This is a genomic window from Gottfriedia acidiceleris (assembly GCF_023115465.1).
GTDB classification, from domain to species: Bacteria; Bacillota; Bacilli; order Bacillales; family Bacillaceae_G; genus Gottfriedia; species Gottfriedia acidiceleris_B.
The window spans coordinates 2649695-2668849 of record NZ_CP096034.1; the positions used below are offsets into that span (position 1 = coordinate 2649695).

At 33.4% G+C, this 19155-nt stretch carries 19 protein-coding genes; 8 read left to right on the top strand and 11 right to left on the bottom strand.

What is annotated here, in order from left to right; translation table 11 throughout:
• Positions 1-13 precede the first annotated feature (13 nt).
• From MY490_RS12635 to MY490_RS12645, 3 genes are all read right to left on the bottom strand, one after another.
• Positions 14-253, bottom strand: coding sequence for a phosphatase (locus MY490_RS12635; RefSeq protein WP_248266041.1), 240 nt, complete (start codon positions 251-253; stop codon positions 14-16).
• Positions 254-304: 51 nt separating this feature from the next.
• Positions 305-535, bottom strand: a complete 231-nt coding sequence (locus tag MY490_RS12640) for a hypothetical protein (protein ID WP_248266042.1) — start codon at positions 533-535, stop codon at positions 305-307.
• A gap of 270 nt (positions 536-805) precedes the next feature.
• The gene (locus MY490_RS12645; protein WP_248266043.1) at positions 806-1309 is read right to left on the bottom strand and encodes a GNAT family N-acetyltransferase; all 504 of its coding nucleotides are present in this window, start codon (positions 1307-1309) and stop codon (positions 806-808) included.
• 827 nt (positions 1310-2136) lie between these two features.
• On the opposite strand from MY490_RS12645, the gene MY490_RS12650 reads away from it, so the two are divergent.
• The 6 genes from MY490_RS12650 (at position 2137) to MY490_RS12675 (ending at position 4894) form a co-directional block, all read left to right on the top strand.
• Entirely contained in the window at positions 2137-2322 is a 186-nt protein-coding gene (locus MY490_RS12650; protein ID WP_248266044.1) for a DUF3231 family protein, read from the top strand.
• A gap of 256 nt (positions 2323-2578) precedes the next feature.
• Complete coding sequence (locus MY490_RS12655; protein WP_248266045.1) at positions 2579-2824, top strand: spore gernimation protein GerQ; 246 nt, start codon at positions 2579-2581, stop codon at positions 2822-2824.
• A 15-nt stretch (positions 2825-2839) separates the two neighbouring features.
• Complete coding sequence (locus MY490_RS12660) at positions 2840-3208, top strand: spore coat protein (RefSeq protein ID WP_248266046.1); 369 nt, start codon at positions 2840-2842, stop codon at positions 3206-3208.
• 19 nt (positions 3209-3227) lie between these two features.
• Complete coding sequence (locus tag MY490_RS12665) at positions 3228-4364, top strand: zinc-dependent alcohol dehydrogenase (protein WP_248266047.1); 1137 nt, start codon at positions 3228-3230, stop codon at positions 4362-4364.
• A gap of 17 nt (positions 4365-4381) precedes the next feature.
• Complete coding sequence (locus MY490_RS12670; RefSeq protein WP_248266048.1) at positions 4382-4576, top strand: hypothetical protein; 195 nt, start codon at positions 4382-4384, stop codon at positions 4574-4576.
• 18 nt (positions 4577-4594) lie between these two features.
• On the top strand, positions 4595-4894 hold the full coding sequence (locus tag MY490_RS12675; RefSeq protein ID WP_248266049.1) for a spore coat protein: 300 nt from the start codon (positions 4595-4597) through the stop codon (positions 4892-4894).
• 207 nt (positions 4895-5101) lie between these two features.
• Here the strand turns inward: MY490_RS12675 and MY490_RS12680 are convergent, their stop codons facing one another.
• Complete coding sequence (locus MY490_RS12680; RefSeq protein ID WP_248266050.1) at positions 5102-6196, bottom strand: major royal jelly family protein; 1095 nt, start codon at positions 6194-6196, stop codon at positions 5102-5104.
• 147 nt (positions 6197-6343) lie between these two features.
• Between MY490_RS12680 and MY490_RS22345 the strand changes: the two genes are divergently transcribed.
• Positions 6344-6580, top strand: a complete 237-nt coding sequence (locus MY490_RS22345; RefSeq protein ID WP_432707076.1) for a transposase — start codon at positions 6344-6346, stop codon at positions 6578-6580.
• A 361-nt stretch (positions 6581-6941) separates the two neighbouring features.
• Here the strand turns inward: MY490_RS22345 and MY490_RS12685 are convergent, their stop codons facing one another.
• The 7 genes from MY490_RS12685 to rsgA form a co-directional block, all read right to left on the bottom strand.
• Positions 6942-8366, bottom strand: a complete 1425-nt coding sequence (locus MY490_RS12685) for an aldehyde dehydrogenase family protein (protein ID WP_248266051.1) — start codon at positions 8364-8366, stop codon at positions 6942-6944.
• A 1-nt stretch (position 8367) separates the two neighbouring features.
• Positions 8368-9732, bottom strand: a complete 1365-nt coding sequence (gene gabT / locus MY490_RS12690) for a 4-aminobutyrate--2-oxoglutarate transaminase (protein ID WP_248266052.1) — start codon at positions 9730-9732, stop codon at positions 8368-8370.
• Positions 9733-9900: 168 nt separating this feature from the next.
• Positions 9901-13092, bottom strand: a complete 3192-nt coding sequence (locus MY490_RS12695) for a DEAD/DEAH box helicase (RefSeq protein ID WP_248266053.1) — start codon at positions 13090-13092, stop codon at positions 9901-9903.
• A gap of 137 nt (positions 13093-13229) precedes the next feature.
• A complete protein-coding gene (locus MY490_RS12700) occupies positions 13230-13868 on the bottom strand; it encodes a response regulator transcription factor (protein WP_248266054.1) in 639 nt (212 codons plus the stop codon).
• Between the two features lie 11 nt (positions 13869-13879).
• A complete protein-coding gene (locus MY490_RS12705; RefSeq protein ID WP_248266055.1) occupies positions 13880-14896 on the bottom strand; it encodes a sensor histidine kinase in 1017 nt (338 codons plus the stop codon).
• The gene (gene liaF, locus MY490_RS12710) at positions 14893-15630 is read right to left on the bottom strand and encodes a cell wall-active antibiotics response protein LiaF (protein WP_248266056.1); all 738 of its coding nucleotides are present in this window, start codon (positions 15628-15630) and stop codon (positions 14893-14895) included. Before liaF ends, MY490_RS12705 begins: the two co-directional genes overlap by 4 nt.
• Before the next feature lie 390 nt (positions 15631-16020).
• Positions 16021-17067, bottom strand: a complete 1047-nt coding sequence (gene rsgA, locus MY490_RS12715) for a ribosome small subunit-dependent GTPase A (RefSeq protein ID WP_248266057.1) — start codon at positions 17065-17067, stop codon at positions 16021-16023.
• A gap of 687 nt (positions 17068-17754) precedes the next feature.
• Here rsgA and MY490_RS12720 point away from each other — a divergent pair.
• A complete protein-coding gene (locus tag MY490_RS12720; protein WP_069032427.1) occupies positions 17755-19149 on the top strand; it encodes a peptide MFS transporter in 1395 nt (464 codons plus the stop codon).
• Positions 19150-19155 lie beyond the last annotated feature (6 nt).

The window sequence follows — 19155 nt, forward strand, 5'->3', positions numbered from 1 at the left end:
CCCTTTAGTAGGTTTATTCCTTGATTCCCTTATATACATAACGAATACCTACAATAAAGAATACTAAACTTAATATCAATGGAATTGTACCAATATTAATCAACGCTGTTCCGAAAACTCCTAAATTTGAGTCCCATCCATCTCCAGCTGGTTGAGATAGGTACAAAGAATAGATTGATGCCGAAATAAGTGTTACTCCAAATAATAACATACTTGTTAAAACTCCAATTCCTCCAACGATTAGATTCTTCATATTTTCACTCCTTGGTTTGTTAGATAGTTCTTTCCCGGATTTAATATTCTATTAGTCTAAGAAGCTTGCAACTAACCCAAATAACATTGTTAATACGATAAATGTAATAAAGAAATATCCTAAATATCTTATTAGCTTTGGCTTTTTACCTAATTCAAAGCTTTTTCTTTTTAAAGGAATAACACCCTCTATTTTTTGTAAATCCTCTATTGGTGAAAATACTTTCTGATCATCCACGTAAACTTTGCTTTCAGTCTTTTCTGATTGGTGCGTTTGTTCCATAGAATCCACTTCCCTTTTTAGTTATTATGAAATTTAACTGCATTAGATGATTTACTATATTTTACTATTTTTCATTAAAATTCGATTAGATATTTTTCTCCTTTTAATGCACTTCCGTACTTCCTTCATTAAGCACAAGCGAAATTATAAATTTATTCCTCTTCATCTAACTAACATTCAGTTGAATAAGAACTCAACAATATACTTAACAGAGCCTTTAAAATAATAAAAAAAGACGATCAAATCATTCATTCGATAATCTCTTTCTTCTTATTTAATAATCTTTACCATATGATCCTCATCATAAAATTCACCATTAACAAATAATGCTCTTTTTTCTGTACCAAAGCTTTCAAAGCCAACAGCTTCATAAAGTCTTTTTGCAGATTGATTTGATGAAATGACTGCCAATTCAATTTGTAAAATTTCTTCAATTTCCATAGCTTCTTGAATCGCTTGGTTTAAAACTTTTTTCCCTACACCTTTACAACGGTAATTTGGTGTAACATACATTCCCCAAATTGTTCCCTTATGTTTCATTTTTTCAGATCTTTTTTGGTAGAAACCAGCAACCCCAACGAGTACGCCTTTTTCAAATGCACCAATGATAAAATTATCAAAAGTTTTAGGGAAATTATTTGTGTGCTGTTCGATTGATTTACTCTCATATTCAGTTAAACTTTCTCCAAATGCTTCTGGTGATAATGTTAATCCTTCACTTCTTAAGCGAATAAACTCAGGTAAATCTTCAATTGTTAATTTTCGAATTTCCATTTTTACCCTCCCTTTAAGTTGATGAAATTGCCTTAAATTGACTTATAATTCTAATGGCTCGTTTTAATAGAAAATATTTTATGTAATGGTATTGATCAATTTGTTTGTCATATAATCAAACTCTCCTCCACAGCATGAACAAATATTATAGATTTGTACAACTCCTTGAAGTCCATAGGGTGATTAATCTAAGGCTGAATATCCATAAATGACATATAAATTTATTCATTAACTTATTCTCAATACCATGAGTTAAAAACGAATAACTGATTATATTCAATTAAAAGTTTTATTATCCCTTTATCTTTTTCTACCAAACTACCATTTTGTTGAATAAGAAATTTTAAAGATAGTTTATGGCCCTTTAACTACGATTGAAGGCAATGAAGCCAATATATCAACCATATAGCCAATTACTCATAAACACATCCAAAGGAATGGTGTGGGTTTGTTATAAGACCATTCATAAATTGCACATTGTGAAACTCTTTCTATAAGTTTTTCATATTTTCCTTTAGAATTTATTGTTAAATCAAATGATATAACCCTTCTCCTTTAAAACTAGTACTTCAATAATATCATTAAATTATTCATATTGAGTTATACCCATAATAAAAAATAGAGCCGAGAATTGCCCCCTAAGCGTAATAGAAAGTCCATCTGTGATCTGGTGGTAAGCATTGGTCACATAGTAATTTCCCATTATGCGTTGCTACATCATTTAAACCTACGATTTGGTCATTCTTCTTCCTTTCAGTTTTCTAGCAACCACAATTTTCACATCTGCCTCGGTTTTAGCCAAACCGCCAAAAGAGATTCGCCGGTTCATGGAGGAAGTGGTACAACTGGCAGCAGACCATATTGAAATTTTCACTTCCATCCTTGATGAAGACTTTATCAGTTCTACCATCGCAATGGATGTGAAGCTTGCGGAAGACTGCACAAACATCATGATTTCCAATGGATGGTTTGAGGAACCGCCAAGTTCAGTAGATCGTCGAGAATTATCTTAGGGAAACTTCCCCATAATTGCGATTTTACGAAGTACACAACCCCCTTGAGTACCAAGGGAGGAACTAGTGTTCTTATCAATTATCCATGCAAGTACATATTGCAAATTAGCGTCTTAGTGCTAATTGAATTTTCTCCACTTTACGTATATTCCAACCATTAAGTATATAATATCTTTTTTTAAAAAAATTATAGAATGTTTCCTCCTATACTTGGAACAATACCATTGTATTTACGTAGAAAGGAGGGTAATTAGAAATGGATATTCAAAAATTAGCCGATCATGAATCATTGGATTTACATGAAGTTATTAATTTCAAAACCCTTTGCTTAGCGAAATCAAAACTAATGCAAGGACTGGTATTTGATGATGATTTGAGAGCATTAATGCAAAAAGATGTTGAACAATCCATGCAAGCACTTGGAGAATTACAGGCAATTTATAAACGTGCACCTTTTGAAGCTCCTGTTCCTCAAAACCGTCCAACTCCAATAATAAATTAAAAGGAGGCAAATTCATTGAATCATGACTATTTAGACCCAATAAACTCGCTACATGTACCTGAGCTAGCAGATACCACATTTGCGATGGATTTTCTTCTTCGTGCCAAAGAAGGTGTTCGCAATATTGCGGTCGCATTAACAGAGTCAGCATCACCTGATGTTAGAACCCTCTTACGAAACCAATTAATGCAAGGGATTGCTATGCACCAAGAAATTACAGAACTAATGATTAGTAAAAAATGGTTCCATCCATACGAACTAAGTGAACAATATCAATTAGACCAACTCTCTGCCAACAATACATTAATGATTGGCAAAATGAATCTATTTCCTGTTGAGAACAATAGAAAAGGATTGTTTGACCGAACACCTGATGAACATTAACACTGGAGGCTTGTAACCAATGAAGGCAGTAACGTATCAAGGTATTAAAAATGTAGAAGTGAAAGAAGTTCCAGATCCCAAGATTGAAAAACCAGATGACATGATTATAAAAGTAACAAGTACAGCTATTTGTGGGTCTGATCTTCACCTAATTCATGGCATGATTCCTAACCTGCAGGAAAACTATATTATCGGCCATGAACCAATGGGAATTGTAGAAGAAGTAGGTCCAGGTGTGACTAAGGTAAAAAAGGGAGATCGAGTAATTATCCCCTTTAACATAGCATGCGGTGAATGCCATTACTGTAAAACAAATTTGGAAAGCCAATGTGATAATTCGAATGATAATGGTGATATGGGTGCCTATTTCGGATATTCTGGTACGACGGGTGGCTATCCAGGTGGGCAAGCCGAATATTTAAGAGTGCCATTTGCCAACTTTACCCATTTCAAAATTCCAGAGACTTGTGAAGAATCAGATGAAAAGTTAGCAGTTATTGCCGATGCGATGACTACTGGTTTTTGGAGTGTTGACAATGCAGGCGTAAAGGGTGGAGATGCAGTTATTGTTCTTGGCTGTGGTCCAGTTGGTCTTTTTGCTCAAAAATTTTGTTGGCTAAAAGGAGCAAAGCGTGTCATCGCCGTAGATTATGTAGACTATCGTTTGCAACACGCCAAACGTACTAACAAAGTTGAGATTGTAAATTTCGAACACTTTGAAAATGTAGGAATGCATTTGAAAGAAATAACGAAGGGCGGCGCTGATGTTGTCATTGATGCAGTTGGAATGGACGGTAAAATGACTGATTTAGAGTTCCTGGCAAGCGGATTGAAACTTCATGGTGGAGCATTGGGTGCGTTTATCACGGCTACACAAGCAGTTCGTAAAGGCGGGACTATTCAAGTTACTGGTGTTTACGGAGGGAAATATAATGGATTCCCAATGGGAGATATTATGAACCGAAACGTCAATATTCGATCTGGACAAGCACCTGTGATTCATTATATGCCATATATGTTTGAATTAGTGACGACCGGGAAAATTGATCCAGGTGATGTCGTAAGTCATGTACTGCCACTAAGTGAAGCAAAGCGTGGCTATGAGATTTTTGACACCAAAATGGATAATTGTATAAAAGTCCTTTTGAAACCTTGAGGAAGGAGGTATAAAAAATGAACTACGCCTTACATGAAGTTCTTGAGGTCCATGAGATGGCTGCATTTAAGACCACTTGTTTAACGAAATCTAAAACGATGAAAGCGTTAGTTACAGATCAGCTATTAAAAGATATTATGCAGCAAGACATTGATCTATCTACTAGACAATTACAAGAATATTCTACAATCCTTTCCAACGCTAAGCAGTAAATTAGGAGATGAATAAACATGAATCCAATCATTGAAACTTTAACTGGCATGGACGCACTAACGGATCAAGTGGTTGCAATGGATCTACTCATTTCAGCTAAAAGTGGTGTTAGAAATTATGCCATGGCAGTTACAGAGGCAGGAACACCCGAAATTAAAGACATGCTCACTCGTCATTTAATGGAAGCTCTTGATATGCATGAACAAATTTCCTCATATATGGCAGAAAAAGGATGGTATCATGCTTGGGATACAAACGAACAAATCAATTTAGATTTAAATAATATCAATACAGCATTGAACTTACCCACTCTATAAAATTAAAATAGGAGCAGTTTAGCATTACCAACTTAAACTGTTCCTAATAAACCATTTATATTAAAATGATTAACCACCATTTTCTTTTACAATTACAAACTTGATGTCTTTTCATTTATAAAAGAGCTATATTAAGCTTATTACGACCATTTGCTCGATGCTTACCAGTTCAAATTTCACAAAAAATTGAACCAACTATTTTTATTATCAAATGGTAGGAGCAGGAAATTCATTAATTTTCATACGAAGTAAACTATAAGGTTTTTGTCGCAGGTCTTTTCCATAATGAAATCTTGCCTGCCGATGTAATTGGTTCACAATGACATATAAGTATCCATCAGGGCCAATCGAAAAAGTATCCGGCCATAAAATTCTCGGATCATGTGCGATGGTTTCCATTGTACCATTTGGCAATATCTTTCGAATACTATTGTTCTCATAATCTCCAGCATAAATAGATCCTTTTGCATCAGTAATCATTCCATCAGAAGCACCTTTTTCTCCCAAATACTCCACATGATAAGCTAAATCCATGTCCGGTATATTTCTGTCTCTCAGGGCTTCTGTTGAGATCGAGAACAGATGACGACTTGTTAGTGGACAAAAAAATAATACCTTTCCATCCGGAGAAATCGCAATACCGTCAGACGCCAATCTAAATGGAGAAGTCCCGCCATCTTTATTTCGATTCATCAATACTTTTCCTTCTACTTTCGGTATAAAATAGTGATCGGGTGAAGTTGAATTTGCTCCATTTAACCGTCTAAACGCGTTTCCATTTTCTAAATCTACGACGATAATAGCTCCTGGTCCTTTGGAAGAAGAATCCGTTATATAGGCATAACCTGCGTTTCCAACACGAAAATCAAAGCGGACATCATTCAGGTAAGTTGTTGGCAGGACAACATCTTCTGTAAAGGTGTATACGCTTCTAATTGTATTGGTTTTTAAATCAACAGCGACTAATTTTGCTCCACCTTTAATAGGTTCAGAAAAATTGGGTGCCGCTGTATCTAATACCCAAAGCGTTCCTCTTCCATCAGCAACTACACTTTGGACACTGATGAAAGTCATAGTGATATTCTCGGGATTAACCAAATTGGTTTGTAAATTAGGATAAGGCTGCAATTTATCCTCAACAATTTCCGCCACAGTAAATTTAACATCATCTCCCCATTTCGGAAAACAAATAAAAATTCGACCAGTTTCCGAAACACTAACACCTGTAGGCATAGTGCCATAAAATGCATAAACTAGTTCTAACTTACCGAAATATTTTTCCATAGGTAGCATATGTGTCATGAAATCCTCCTCAACTATTTAAACGGGATATCACCTATATATGATTTATATTTTTTTTAGTGCATGTATTTTCTCAAGAAGACATAGAACGACTGGACTCAATATCTGGTATCGCTACACGTATGGCTGAACAAAATACTCGCCGAAATCGGAACAGATTTAGAGAACCAGTTTGGAAGTGCACTTACATTATGTCCTTGGGCAGCAATAGTTCCTGGACATAATGAAAGTGCTGGTAAAAGGAAATCACCTAAATCAAAAAAAGGCAATAAGTATTTAAAATCAGCCTTAACTGAAGCCGCACATTCCGAGGGTGCATCAACTACCATGGAGCAATGTATCGATGAACAGCAGCACGAAAAGGTAAAAGAAGAGCAGGAATAGTAGTAGCCCAGCCATGGTAAGATTCGCCTATTATCTTCTGACTAGGAAAGAAATGTACAGAGACTTAGGAGAAGATTATGACAAACCAAAAGAAGTATCAATAGTCAGTCATTCGGTTAGAAGGCTAGAAAAATTAGGGTATTCTGTAAAGATCGAAGAAGTCTCTTTATCCATCAATCAATTATCTAACTTTTTAATTTAATGGACGCTTTTTATAAAATATAAAGACGTCTTTTTTCACATTATACCTTGAGGTTTTTTCATGATAGTTGAACAAGCTACACCTAAAAAAAATTTTCACCTTCTTATCTATAAAAAAAGACTTATCATCTTTAAACATGATAAGTCCTTCAAAAAAAGATTAAAGTTTAATAGAGACTAGTTTCAATTCAGTCATCTCTTGTATTGCATACTTTATGCCTTCTCTTCCATAACCGCTTTCTTTTACGCCACCATAAGGCATTAAATCAACTCTAAATGTAGGAACATCGTTTACTAGCACGCCACCTACATGTAATTTTTTAGTAGCATATAATGCCCTTTGTAAGTTGTTTGTATAGACACCAGCTTGTAATCCAAATCGACTATTGTTTACTTCATTTATTGCTTCATCAAACTGTTCATATGAATTAATAACGACAACTGGACCAAAAATTTCTTTACAGGATACATCGCTGCTGTTCTTTACGTTTGTTAAAATAGTTGGTTTATAAAGACGTTCATCTATTATATCCCCACCAGTTACTAGATTGGCTCCATCATTAATAGATTGCTTAACCCATTCATTTATTCTAGCAACATCTTTTTTAGAAATTAATGCACTAATATCTGTTTGAAGGTCTAACGGCGAACCAATATTTAACGATTTAGTTGCATTTTTCATCTTCAATAGGAATTCATTATAAAGTGTATGGTGTACAAAAATTCTTTGTAATGAAATACAAACTTGGCCGTTATAAATAAAGGCTCCCCATACACAACGATTAATTAATTCATCAGTTAACTGGCTATCTTCATCGATGATCAACGCTGAGTTTGAACCTAGTTCTAACGTTACTTTTTTTAGTCCTGCTTTGTTTTTTAATGAGATGCCGACTTCAGGACTGCCGGTAAATGTAATTGCGTTCACGTCAGGATGTTTTACTAAAGCATCACCGATTTCGGAGCCCTTTCCGGTAATCAGGTTAAACGCACCCTTAGGTAAATCCGTTTTATTAATCATTTCAGCTAATGCGATGGCAGAAAGTGGAGTCTGACTAGCTGGTTTTAAAACAATTGTATTTCCTGCAGCAATTGCAGGACCAACTTTATGTGCTACTAAATTAAACGGGAAATTAAACGGTGTAATTGCACCAATTACCCCAACTGGCTCTCTAACTGTATAAGTGACTCGACCTTCACCACCTGCTACTGCATCTAGAGGGATTGTTTCCCCGTATATTCTTTTTGCTTCTTCAGCGGCTATTTTATATGTTGCAATCGTTCGATCAATTTCACCTAAAGCAGCTTTTAGGGGTTTGGATGCCTCTAATGCTAAAATTTCAGCAAGTTTTGAACGATTTTCTTTAAACTGTTCAACTAATTGTTCTAAAATGACACTTCTCTCATATGAACTGAGCTTTTCCATTTGAGTTTTTGCGTTATTAGCCGCTCTGATCGCTTCTTCCAAATTCTCTATCGTTGCGATTGGTATTACAGCTAAAACTTCACCAGAATGAGGGGCAACAAGGTTTTCATGTTTAACTCCTTCAACCCAACTTCCATCTATATAAAATTGTTTTTTCATTCTATTTCACCTCAGTTACAAGTTGACTAGCAACTTGATGTATTGATTGTTTTATAATATCCAGTCCTTCATCTATTTCCTCGTCAGAAATAATTAAAGGTGTTAAGAAACGAAGAACATTACTATGAACACCTGCGCTAAGAATAATGACTCCATTCTCATAACATTTTTTTGTTAATGCTGCAACAAACTCTTTTGCTGGTTGACCAGAAGTAGGATCTATAAATTCGATCCCTACCATTGCTCCTAGTCCTCTAATATCATAAATAATTGGCAAATCATTTTTCAATTGACTAAAAAATAATTTGATTTTTTCTCCAATCGATCTAGCTCGAATCCATAATTTTTCACTTTCAATTTTTCTAATCACCTCGAGCGCTGCTACACAACCTAAAGGACTTCCGCCATAAGTTCCACCTAGTTCACCGGGTGAAGCCGCATCCATTATTTCAGAACGACCCGTCACCGCACTAATTGGTACACCCGCTGCGATTGATTTTGACATCGTGATTAAATCAGGTTCAATTTCAAAAATCGTTGATGCAAATAATTCCCCTGTTCGCCCAAATCCTGTTTGAATTTCATCCGCTATGAACAAAATTCCATGTGACTTACAAATTGTATATACTTCTTTTATAAATTTCTTTGGAGGAACAATAAATCCTCCTTCTCCTTGTACGGGCTCCATAATAACCGCTGCCACTTCTTCTGGTGACACCTCTGTTAAAAGAAAATCCTTAAATTGAGAGATACAAAAATTAATATATTCTTCTTCAGATAACTCTTTTGGTCTATTTGACAAATAAGGGAATTTAGCTTTATATGTAGCAGGAGCAAATGGTCCCATTTTATATTTATATGGTTTTACTTTACTTGTTAAGGACATTCCTAATAAGGTCCGCCCATGAAATCCTCGAGTAAACGAAATAATTCCAGGTCGACCAGTGTACTTCCTCGCAATTTTAACAGCATTTTCAACTGCTTCAGCACCGCTATTTAATAGAATTGTTTTTTTAGAAAAATTCCCAGGCGTTATTTCAGTTAATTTTTTAGCTAAATCAATATAAGACTTATACATTCCTACATGAAAGCAAGAGTGGATTAATCGCTCTGATTGATTTTTAATCGCTTGTACAACATTCTTCGGAGTATGTCCTACATTTAACGTACCAATCGCTCCAGCAAAATCTAAAAATTTATTACCATCAACATCCTCAACGATCGTACCGTTTGCTTTTTCTACAAAAACAGGTGTATTATTTCCAACTCCATTTGGAACAAACTCATTACGAAACTCAATGAGTTCTTTACCCTTTGGCCCTGGAACTCCTGCTGAGACATTAACAAATTTTCGATTATTACTCATGCTAACTCTCCCTCTCGTAAAAATAATTTCATTTCAATCTATAAAATTATTAAATTATTAGCTCATTACTAATATACTCACTTTCAAACATTTAAGAATGAAATAAAACTTGGCAAAGGGCTTTTAAGAGGGAAAGGAAAAAGCCACTCAGGAGAGCGGCAATTTAATTTAAAACATTAATAATTCGCGAATGTCTTCTTCTGTTAAATTAAATGAAGGTTTACCATTCGTTTCAATAATTTCTCCTATTAATTGTTTTTTCTTCTCTTGTAGTTCATTCATTTTATCTTCAATTGTACCTTTAGCGATTAGCTTGATCACTTGAACATCATTCATTTGACCAAAACGATATGCTCGATCTGTTGCCTGGTTTTCAACCGCAGGATTCCACCAATTATCATAAAGAATAACTGTATCAGCACCAGTTAGATTGAGACCCACTCCACCTGCCTTTAATGAAATTAGAAAGAAGTGATGTTCACCAGCATTAAAACGATTACAGATCGATAGACGTTCTTCTGAAGGAGTTTTTCCATCTAAATAAAAAAATTGTTCTCCCATGATAGAAAGTTCTCTACCGATTAAATCTAACATTTTCGTAAATTGCGAGAATATCAATACTCTTCTACCGGCTGTTTTTGATGCCTCAATTATCTGAAATAGCTGTTCAAACTTAGCTGAACTCCCTTCATAACCATCTAAAAACAAAGCTGGATGGCAACAAATTTGTCTTAAACGCGTTAAACCGGCTAAAATTTTGATCTGATTTTTGCCTAATGTAAATTTATCCACTGCTAAGTGTTTTAGTGTGTCGTGTCGTAGTTTTGCTAAATATGCTGCATATAATTTTTTTTGTTCTGGTAACAATTCAACAGATTCCTTCGATTCGATTTTCTCTGGAAGTTCCTTAAGAACATCTTCTTTTAATCGTCTTAATAAGAAAGGCCGCACTCTTTTGGAGATTGTTTTCCTAGTTAAATTACTAAATTCCTTTAACGCTCCAAATAATTCTGGAAAAACTACATGATAAATTGCCCAAAGTTCTTCGAGTGAATTTTCAATAGGCGTACCAGTTAATGCAAACCGTTGATCAGCATTTATCTTCTTTACTACTTTAGCTGTTTGAGTAAAAGGATTTTTAAAATTTTGTGCCTCATCAAAAAATACTGTATGAAACTTTTGCTTTTCGTACCACTTTATATCATTTCTTAACATCGAATATGAGGTAATTATTACATCGATATTGACTAGTTCTTTTTGTATTTTCAACCTCTCATTTTTATTTCCATCAATGACAAGCGCTTGAATTTCAGGTACAAATTTGAATATCTCGCTTAACCAGTTATACGTTAATGCGGTCGGACAAACAATTAGGATTGGTGTATTAAATGAACGGATTTCGTTTAAAACAGATTGTATATAAGCAAGGCTTTGAATCGTTTTACCTAATCCCATATCATCCGCTAAAATTCCTCCAAATCCGAATTTAGCTAAATTCTTCATCCATTTATACCCAAAAATTTGATAGTCTCTTAACAGATTTTTCATTGTTTTAGGTACTTCTTCTACAATTTCATTTGGATTTATTAAACTCTCGTAAAAATGATGCAATCGATCTTCAATTTTAAATAAACTAGTGTCTTCCGTAGAATCTACTAAATATAGACAATTTTTTATGGGTAAGTTTAATACACCTTCATAATCAAATTCCTGCTCAGGTACTGCATTTAAAAATCGCCTGATCTCTTGTAATTCTCTCGTTTCAAGCGAGTACAAAGTACCATCATGTAAACGAAAATATTTCCGTTTCTCTTTCAGTGCTAATAACACTTCTTTGATTTGTTTCTCAGGAATGTCTAATTCAAATTTAAATTCCAACCAATTCGTTCGTTCTCTTTTTAAATTAACGCGTATTTGAGGTTTCTTATTTTCTTTAAATATTCGATTTCGAACAGCGGTCGTTGCATAAATTTCAGTTAGTTTTTCAAGTTTAGGTACTATATTTCTTAAAAAATCGTATTCAAGTTCTTCATTTTGTAAGAAATAGCCACCTTCAGTTTTTGAAAATGAACTATCTTCCATTAATTGTAATATTTCAATTTCTTTTTCTTCATTTCTAATTAACATTTTACTCAGTTGATTTTCTCTTTTATCTAGCCGATTAATCACAATGCGATCATAATGAAATTCAAGCCCTGCAAGTAATTTATTTTTAATACGATCTAAATATAGCTTTGCTCTTAACGGGGTTTCTGAATATTGGTTTGATAATGAAGTAGGTATTTGCACCTTACCAAGCTTTAAAAGACCTGGGATTACTTTCTCAACGTAGAGATGAATTTGGTCTGTGGGAATATTTATTTTTTCATGTGCTGTGTTTTGAAATATTTGTTTTAACTCAACAAGTCGATTAAATTCCTCTATATTAAGATTATATATTCTTCCACGATATAAGACTGTTGAATAAGCTTCCAATATCGTTAATTGTTCGATTCCTTTTGCAGTTAAAAAGTATTGACCATCTAAATGCACAATTTCAAATTCCAATGGTAATTTATCTTCGGTAAATGAAATTTCATTAAATGGTTTTCCGTTTTCGATTATTTTGACGTTTCCTGAAACTGTTAATAAATTAATAAATTGGCTCCAAATTGTCGGAGAAATGAACATATATTCATTTTTCTTAGTCAAAGGATCATTAAACATTTTTTCATCATCTAATAACTTTATTAAAAGTTCCCAAATACGATTAACTTCATTTTGAACACAATGTATATTAGGATCAAAAATAATATCCGCCGAAATTTTACTTGGTTTCCCCTTTTTAACATCCTTTAAAAAATTTCGTAGATTTTCTACATTCCTTTTTCCAAATGTCATTGCAATTCCAAGTAGTTTATATCCTTCACTCATTTCAATGACTTCGCAAATAAAGTCAAAATCTATTATTTGCCGATCGTCAAAATGCTTTAATTGTCCGCTTTTACGAAACGTTTTATTATGAAAAAGTTCTAAAATACCATTCGATCTAATGGAGTTTTCCATAAAAACATCAATTTCTGTTGGAATTCTCTCGTTTTTCTGAAGTTCAAAAATTGAAATTAAAACTGCAGCTATATGTTGACAATCCGTTTTAATTGAAGTTAGTTTAGGACAAGTGCACTTGCAATAAACATCACCATTTTCTTCTTTTAAAACATGAACGGTAAAATCTTCATTTCCTATAACTGTTGCAGTACAAGCATTATCATAATATTTTTCGATTTGTACTTTATTTGCGCGATAAAAAGAGTCACCCCTTTTGAAGGAGACTGTACCGCAGCGTTCTTTTATGATTTTATGATTCAATTTTATTTTCAATTAACTGCTCCTTCCAAAATAAATAGAATGAATATAACTATCTTACCATTAATTATTTATTTATCTAAAATATTGCTTCAAATCTTCTTATAAAAATAGAAAAAAAGAAGCCATTTTTGACTTCTTTTTGTAAAAATCTATTTTTGTTCTACAATTCCATGTCTAAAAGCATAAATTACAGCCTGAGTTCGATCAACCACTTCTAATTTCGTTAAAATATTACTTACATGCGTTTTTACTGTTTTTAATGAAACAAACAAAGTATCGGCGATTTCTTGATTTGATTTACCTTCAGTCATTAAATGGAGCACTTCTTGTTCTCTAGCCGTTAAATCATCATGTAATTCGCGTTGAGTAGATTTTCTCATTCTATTCATCATTTTCCCAGTAACAACTGGTTCTAAAACTGAGCCACCTTTATATGTCGTTCGTATTGCATTAGCGATATCACTAGCTCTAGATGTTTTTAACATATAACTGATCGCACCAGCATCAATTGCGGGATAAACATTTTCATCATCAATAAAGCTTGTAACAATAATGATTTTTGCTTCTGGCCATTTTGATATAATTTGTTTCGTCGCTTCAATTCCATCCATAACTTCCATTATTAAGTCCATTAATACAATATCAGGACGTTTTTCTAATACAAGTTCTACGCCTTCTTTTCCATTACTTGCTTGACCAACCACTTCAATATCAGATTGAGTACTTAAATATGTAGAAACACCCATTCTTACCATCTCATGATCATCAACTAACACGACTTTGATCAAATTTCCCACCTCTATTCAATTACTGGAACTTTTACTTCTATCTGGGTTCCTCTTTTTGGTATACTTACAATTTTTGCCGTTCCACCAATTTCAGAAGAACGTTCACTTATCGATTGCAATCCATACGAACCAGTTTTTCGGTTCTCGACATCAAAACCAATACCATCATCAATCATTCGCACTAATACAAAATCTTCAATTTTTCTAACTCGTATTTCAAAGGTTTTTGCATTTGCATGCCTTAAAGTATTCGATAATGCTTCTTGAATAATTCTAAATATATGATCCTCTACACCTTTTGAGAGTGTAATATCATCGATTTTCCATTTCAATTGAAGAGCTTGACGATTTGTTAATTCAGTTAGAAGCTTTTCTACGCCTTCTTTTAAGCTTTTACCTTCTAACTGAACTGGTCTTAAGTGTAATAAAAGTGCACGCATTTCTGATTGAGCATTAATCGCCATTTTTTCTATATATTGTAATTGTTCTTTAAAGGTAGTTTCACCAAGTTCATTGATCGCAGAAATCATCATCGAAATCGCAAATAATTGTTGGCTAACTGAGTCATGTAATTCCCTTGCTAATCTATGTCGCTCTTTCGTAACGACATCTTCAATTGTCTGAGATTCAATTAATTTCTTTTCATCTACTAATTTTTGAACAGTCTTCCTTGAATCTTCAATTTGCTTAGATATTTTTTGAAGTTGTAATTCAATTTCGTTATCAATTGACCGAATTGAATTCGCTGATTCTTTATGATAAATTCCATTTTCTGCCTTTACTATACCTTTTAGTAAAGCTTTTTCATTATGACGAATCGTGCTTAAAACAGCTGTACTATAAACAATTGATATAATTATGATTGCTACTAATAATATTAATAATAAAGAAAAATTTCCAATTTTATACAAAAACAATTTATCAAGGAAAGTATGATCAATGAAATAATAAACAACGCCACAGATTAAAATACTGGATGTAAATGCAGCAAGACAGATTGATAAAAAGATACCTTTATCAATTTTCATTTATTTGTCACCTCAATATTTCCGATTGCTAAAGAAGTGACAATTTTTAACTTTCTTGAAGCTTCTTTATAATCATTAGAAGTGAACTTACAATTCTTGTTAAACCCGTTCAATTTATTTTTAAGGATATTAATTTTTCCATATAAAGTAGAATGTTGGATTGAGACTTCTAAATCATACGGCACATACAATGTAATGTTACCGATGATTCCATTTAATACCAACACTGTCTCTCCTTCAGGAATAAATGACTCAGAAAGATCGATTATGACATCTCCAATTCCAAAATAATAATTTACATCTTCTAATTCAAATGAATCATTCTTTAGATGAATATTTGTGAAAAAACGATTTGAAATAAGAGAATTTGTTTCAAAGACACCTGTATTCGTTGTTTCAACTATATTTGGTATAATGACTTTTGCATTAAATTTAGAATTAACGAATATTAAATATCCAACATAAATCACAATAAAGGATAGTACTCCTAAGATCGATTTCAATTGAAATACATTACTAATAAATAAAATGATTCCTCCAAAAAACGCGATATTCGCAGAAGTAGAAGGGTAAACTTTACGTTTTTTTGCCCCGTACTGAAACAAATAAATACCTACTCCAGCTGCGATTATTGCAAAAGGATTTAAAAATAGATCAAATAATAATCCTATGCCTGCAATTATGAATAATAATCCTGTTAATTCATTGCTAGACAATCGTCTAAATCGCTTCATATAGCTCTCCTCTATTCACCTAAACTAGCTTGTTAATAGCAATCGAAAGCTTTTGTTATTAACTATTCTACTATGTAGTTTATCTATTTTTTGAGGGTTTTGATACAAACTTAAGTATTGTCTTATCTCGGTCTTAAGACTGAGATTTTTTTGAGGAATTATGTAAGTAATTTTGGACTCGTTATGAGTAAGGTAAGCGCGGATTTTTGTCTTTTTACTTACTCATGAACATCTTATGAGTTACTAAATCCCGGTTTCTTGCCTTTTTCCTTACTAATGAACCTCTTATGAGTCACTAAATCACGCTTTCTTACATTTGTACTTCCTCATAAACCCCATTATAGTCACTAAATTTCAAAAGAAAAAGAAGAGTATAAATACTCTTCTCTCTTACTTATAAGACTTAGTATTCATCATTTTACTAATTTTTTTCCACTTATCTCTTTCTTGTCTAGCTAGTGATGCGTCTTGTTTACGTTCTGCATACGCTAGTTCTCTCATTAATTTACGATAGCTTGTGAGTCTTTGCTGATCTAGTTCGCCGTTTTCGATTGCTCGGTTGACCGCACATCCTGGTTCGTTTGCATGTGTACAGTCAGAGAATTTACATGATTTTGCTAATTCTTCGACATCTGTAAATGTCGAGCTTATATGTTCTTCTCCACCCCAAAGTTGTAATTCTCGCATACCTGGTGTATCGATGACCATTCCGCCAGATGGTAGGAAAAATAATTCGCGGTGTGTTGTTGTGTGTTTACCACGATCGTCACCTTCACGTACGTCCTGTGTTATTTGAATTACTTCACCGATTAGCGCGTTTAATAATGTAGATTTACCAACACCTGAAGAACCAAGTAAAGAAACAGTCTTCCCTTCTGAAATGAGCTGTTTCAGTTCTTCAATCCCTTCTCCATTTGTACTATTTACAGAATAAATCGGTACACCAAATGCAATCTCTTCAACTGCTGCAATTTTGGTTGGTAAGTCAGTGCATAAATCTTTTTTTGTTAAAACAATAATTGGATTTGCTCCACTATCATAGGCAACTAGTAAATAACGTTCTAATCTTCTTATATTAAAATCGTTATTTAATGCCATTACTAAAAACACGTAATCTATATTAGCAGCTACTATTTGTTCTTCAGTTTTTTCTCCTGCAGATTGCCTTGAGAATTGACTTATTCTCGGCAATACCTTTTGGATAATTGCTTTGTTTTCACCTTTTAATGGTTCGATTACAACCCAATCTCCAACGGATGGATAATCACTTTTTACTTTTGCTTGGAATTGAAATTTCCCAGAAACTTCACCAGTTAGTTCAGTTTCTCCATCATGCAATTTATAAATTTGTCTTTGTTCTGAAATTACTCTTGCAACTACAGTATTTTGATCCTTTTCTCCGAACGTTTCGTTCCAACCTAATTGTTTTAAATTCATTTTGTCCTCCAATTATATAAGGACAATAATGAAGATTTACTCCATTTTTTGTCCTCTATTATTTACCCTCTTCTGAACTAAATTAATTAACTTTCCCATATTCATCACTCCGTTTCATATATAGTACTTTTAGTATATCCAAATTTTAGAAAATCGTCCATATGAATTGATTGAATATTAAAAAAGGACAAAACATTCTATTTTTATTTCGACATATTTTGACAATTCCCATTCTTTTGTTTAATTAAACTTTTATAATATTAAAGTAAAAAATAATAAAAACCCTTGAAATATTTCAAAAACTTATTATTATTTAAATATAGGTCTTTTTGTTTAGACTGTACTAATACAGGTCAATCGACAAAGTCTAAAAATACTAGTTTAATAAGAAAAATCAGTATTGCAAGATTTGTCTGACAATATAAAAAACTTTACAGAAATACGCTATTGTGTGTTATACTAAAATAGTAAATTGGTCCCAAGTTTTTTTGCGGATCTAGATAAAAAATTTAGTAGCATTGTTCTGTTGAAAAAAGTTAGAAATTTTTTTTAACTCAAATTGTCGAAATTTGTTGAATTCGGAAATTATTTTTTATAGTAAATTGACAGAATAGTATATGAATTGACGACAATAAATATTCATACAGAAAATTACACAAAATAGCACTAATGAGGGAGGAATTTTGAATGAGCGTAGCAGCAAAACAAAACGTTTCATCAAACGAGCAAAATCAAAAAACGAAACACCCACCTGGCCTTTACTTACTTTTTGCAACTGAGGCTTGGGAGCGCTTTAGTTATTATGGAATGCGTGCACTTTTAGTTCTTTACTTAACAACTTCAGTAGTTCAAGGTGGACTAGGATTTAAAGATGCTTGGGCACTACAACTTTATGGATTATTTACTGGATTAGTATATTTCACTCCAATCATTGGTGGTTGGATTACAGATAATTTCCTTGCAAAGCGTGCTGCGATAACACTTGGTGGTATTATTATGGCAGCTGGTAATATCGCATTATTCGGTATTCATTCTTCAACAGGTTTATATCTTGGTTTAATTTTAATGATTATCGGTAATGGTTTCTTCAAGCCAAACATTTCAACAATTGTTGGTGAACTTTATGAAGGAGATGACCCACGTCGTGATGGTGCATTCACAATCTTCTACATGGGTATCAACTTAGGTGCATTCTTTGCTCCACTTGTTACTGGTTACTTAGCACAAACTTTATTTATGTCAAAAAATGCTGCTGGCGATGATTTATTCGGTTACCGTTATGGTTTCTTAGCAGCTGCAATCGGTATGATTATTGGTCAAATTATTTTCAACTTATTAGCATCAAAATATCTTGGTGACTTAGGTACAAAACCTAATGCAAAAGTTGTGAAAGAGGGTAACAGCGCTTCAGTTAAGGATATCCCTCTTACTAAAAAAGAAAAACAACGTACTACTGTTATCTTTATCTTAGCTGCATTCGTAGTATTTTTCTGGGCTGGATTTGAACAAGCTGGTTCATCATTAACACTTTATACTGAGCGTTTCTTAGATCTTAAAGTTGGAAGCTTCAATGTACCATCTGCATGGTTCCAATCTGTTAACCCATTATTCATTATGCTTTTCGCTCCTGTTCTTTCTATGATCTGGATTAAAATGGCAAGAAATGGTAAAAACATTAGCGTTCCTGCGAAAATGGCAATGGGTCTTATCCTATTAGGTGTTGGTTTCGCATTCACAATTATGGCAGTTATGAAAACAGGTTCTGATCCAAATCATATTACTGTAAAAGCAAACATGTTATTCATGGTTATGACATATTTCTTCCATACAATTGCTGAATTAGTACTTTCACCAGTTGGGTTATCAGCAGTATCTCGTTATGCACCTGCTAAACTTGCTTCATTATTAATGGGTGTATGGTTATCATCAAGTTTCATTGCAAACTTAGTTGGTGGTCAATTAGCTGCATTTACAACAACTCTTGGAATGTTACAAGTATTCTTAGCAGTAGGTGGAGCAGCAATCGTTGCAGGTTTAATCTTACTTGCTTTATCACCAAAACTTGCAAAAATGTTAGACTAATTACAA

Coding starts and splice junctions, on each gene's coding strand:
- liaF (WP_248266056.1), bottom strand. CDS start 15,630: ATGAAGCGATTTAGACGATTGTCTAGCAATGAATTAACAGGATTATTA.
- MY490_RS12670 (WP_248266048.1), top strand. CDS start 4,382: ATGAACTACGCCTTACATGAAGTTCTTGAGGTCCATGAGATGGCTGCA.
- MY490_RS12705 (WP_248266055.1), bottom strand. CDS start 14,896: ATGAAAATTGATAAAGGTATCTTTTTATCAATCTGTCTTGCTGCATTT.
- MY490_RS12655 (WP_248266045.1), top strand. CDS start 2,579: ATGGATATTCAAAAATTAGCCGATCATGAATCATTGGATTTACATGAA.
- rsgA (WP_248266057.1), bottom strand. CDS start 17,067: ATGAATTTAAAACAATTAGGTTGGAACGAAACGTTCGGAGAAAAGGAT.
- MY490_RS12650 (WP_248266044.1), top strand. CDS start 2,137: ATGGAGGAAGTGGTACAACTGGCAGCAGACCATATTGAAATTTTCACT.
- MY490_RS12685 (WP_248266051.1), bottom strand. CDS start 8,366: ATGAAAAAACAATTTTATATAGATGGAAGTTGGGTTGAAGGAGTTAAA.
- gabT (WP_248266052.1), bottom strand. CDS start 9,732: ATGAGTAATAATCGAAAATTTGTTAATGTCTCAGCAGGAGTTCCAGGG.
- MY490_RS12645 (WP_248266043.1), bottom strand. CDS start 1,309: ATGGAAATTCGAAAATTAACAATTGAAGATTTACCTGAGTTTATTCGC.
- MY490_RS12675 (WP_248266049.1), top strand. CDS start 4,595: ATGAATCCAATCATTGAAACTTTAACTGGCATGGACGCACTAACGGAT.
- MY490_RS12635 (WP_248266041.1), bottom strand. CDS start 253: ATGAAGAATCTAATCGTTGGAGGAATTGGAGTTTTAACAAGTATGTTA.
- MY490_RS12720 (WP_069032427.1), top strand. CDS start 17,755: ATGAGCGTAGCAGCAAAACAAAACGTTTCATCAAACGAGCAAAATCAA.
- MY490_RS12640 (WP_248266042.1), bottom strand. CDS start 535: ATGGAACAAACGCACCAATCAGAAAAGACTGAAAGCAAAGTTTACGTG.
- MY490_RS12680 (WP_248266050.1), bottom strand. CDS start 6,196: ATGACACATATGCTACCTATGGAAAAATATTTCGGTAAGTTAGAACTA.
- MY490_RS12665 (WP_248266047.1), top strand. CDS start 3,228: ATGAAGGCAGTAACGTATCAAGGTATTAAAAATGTAGAAGTGAAAGAA.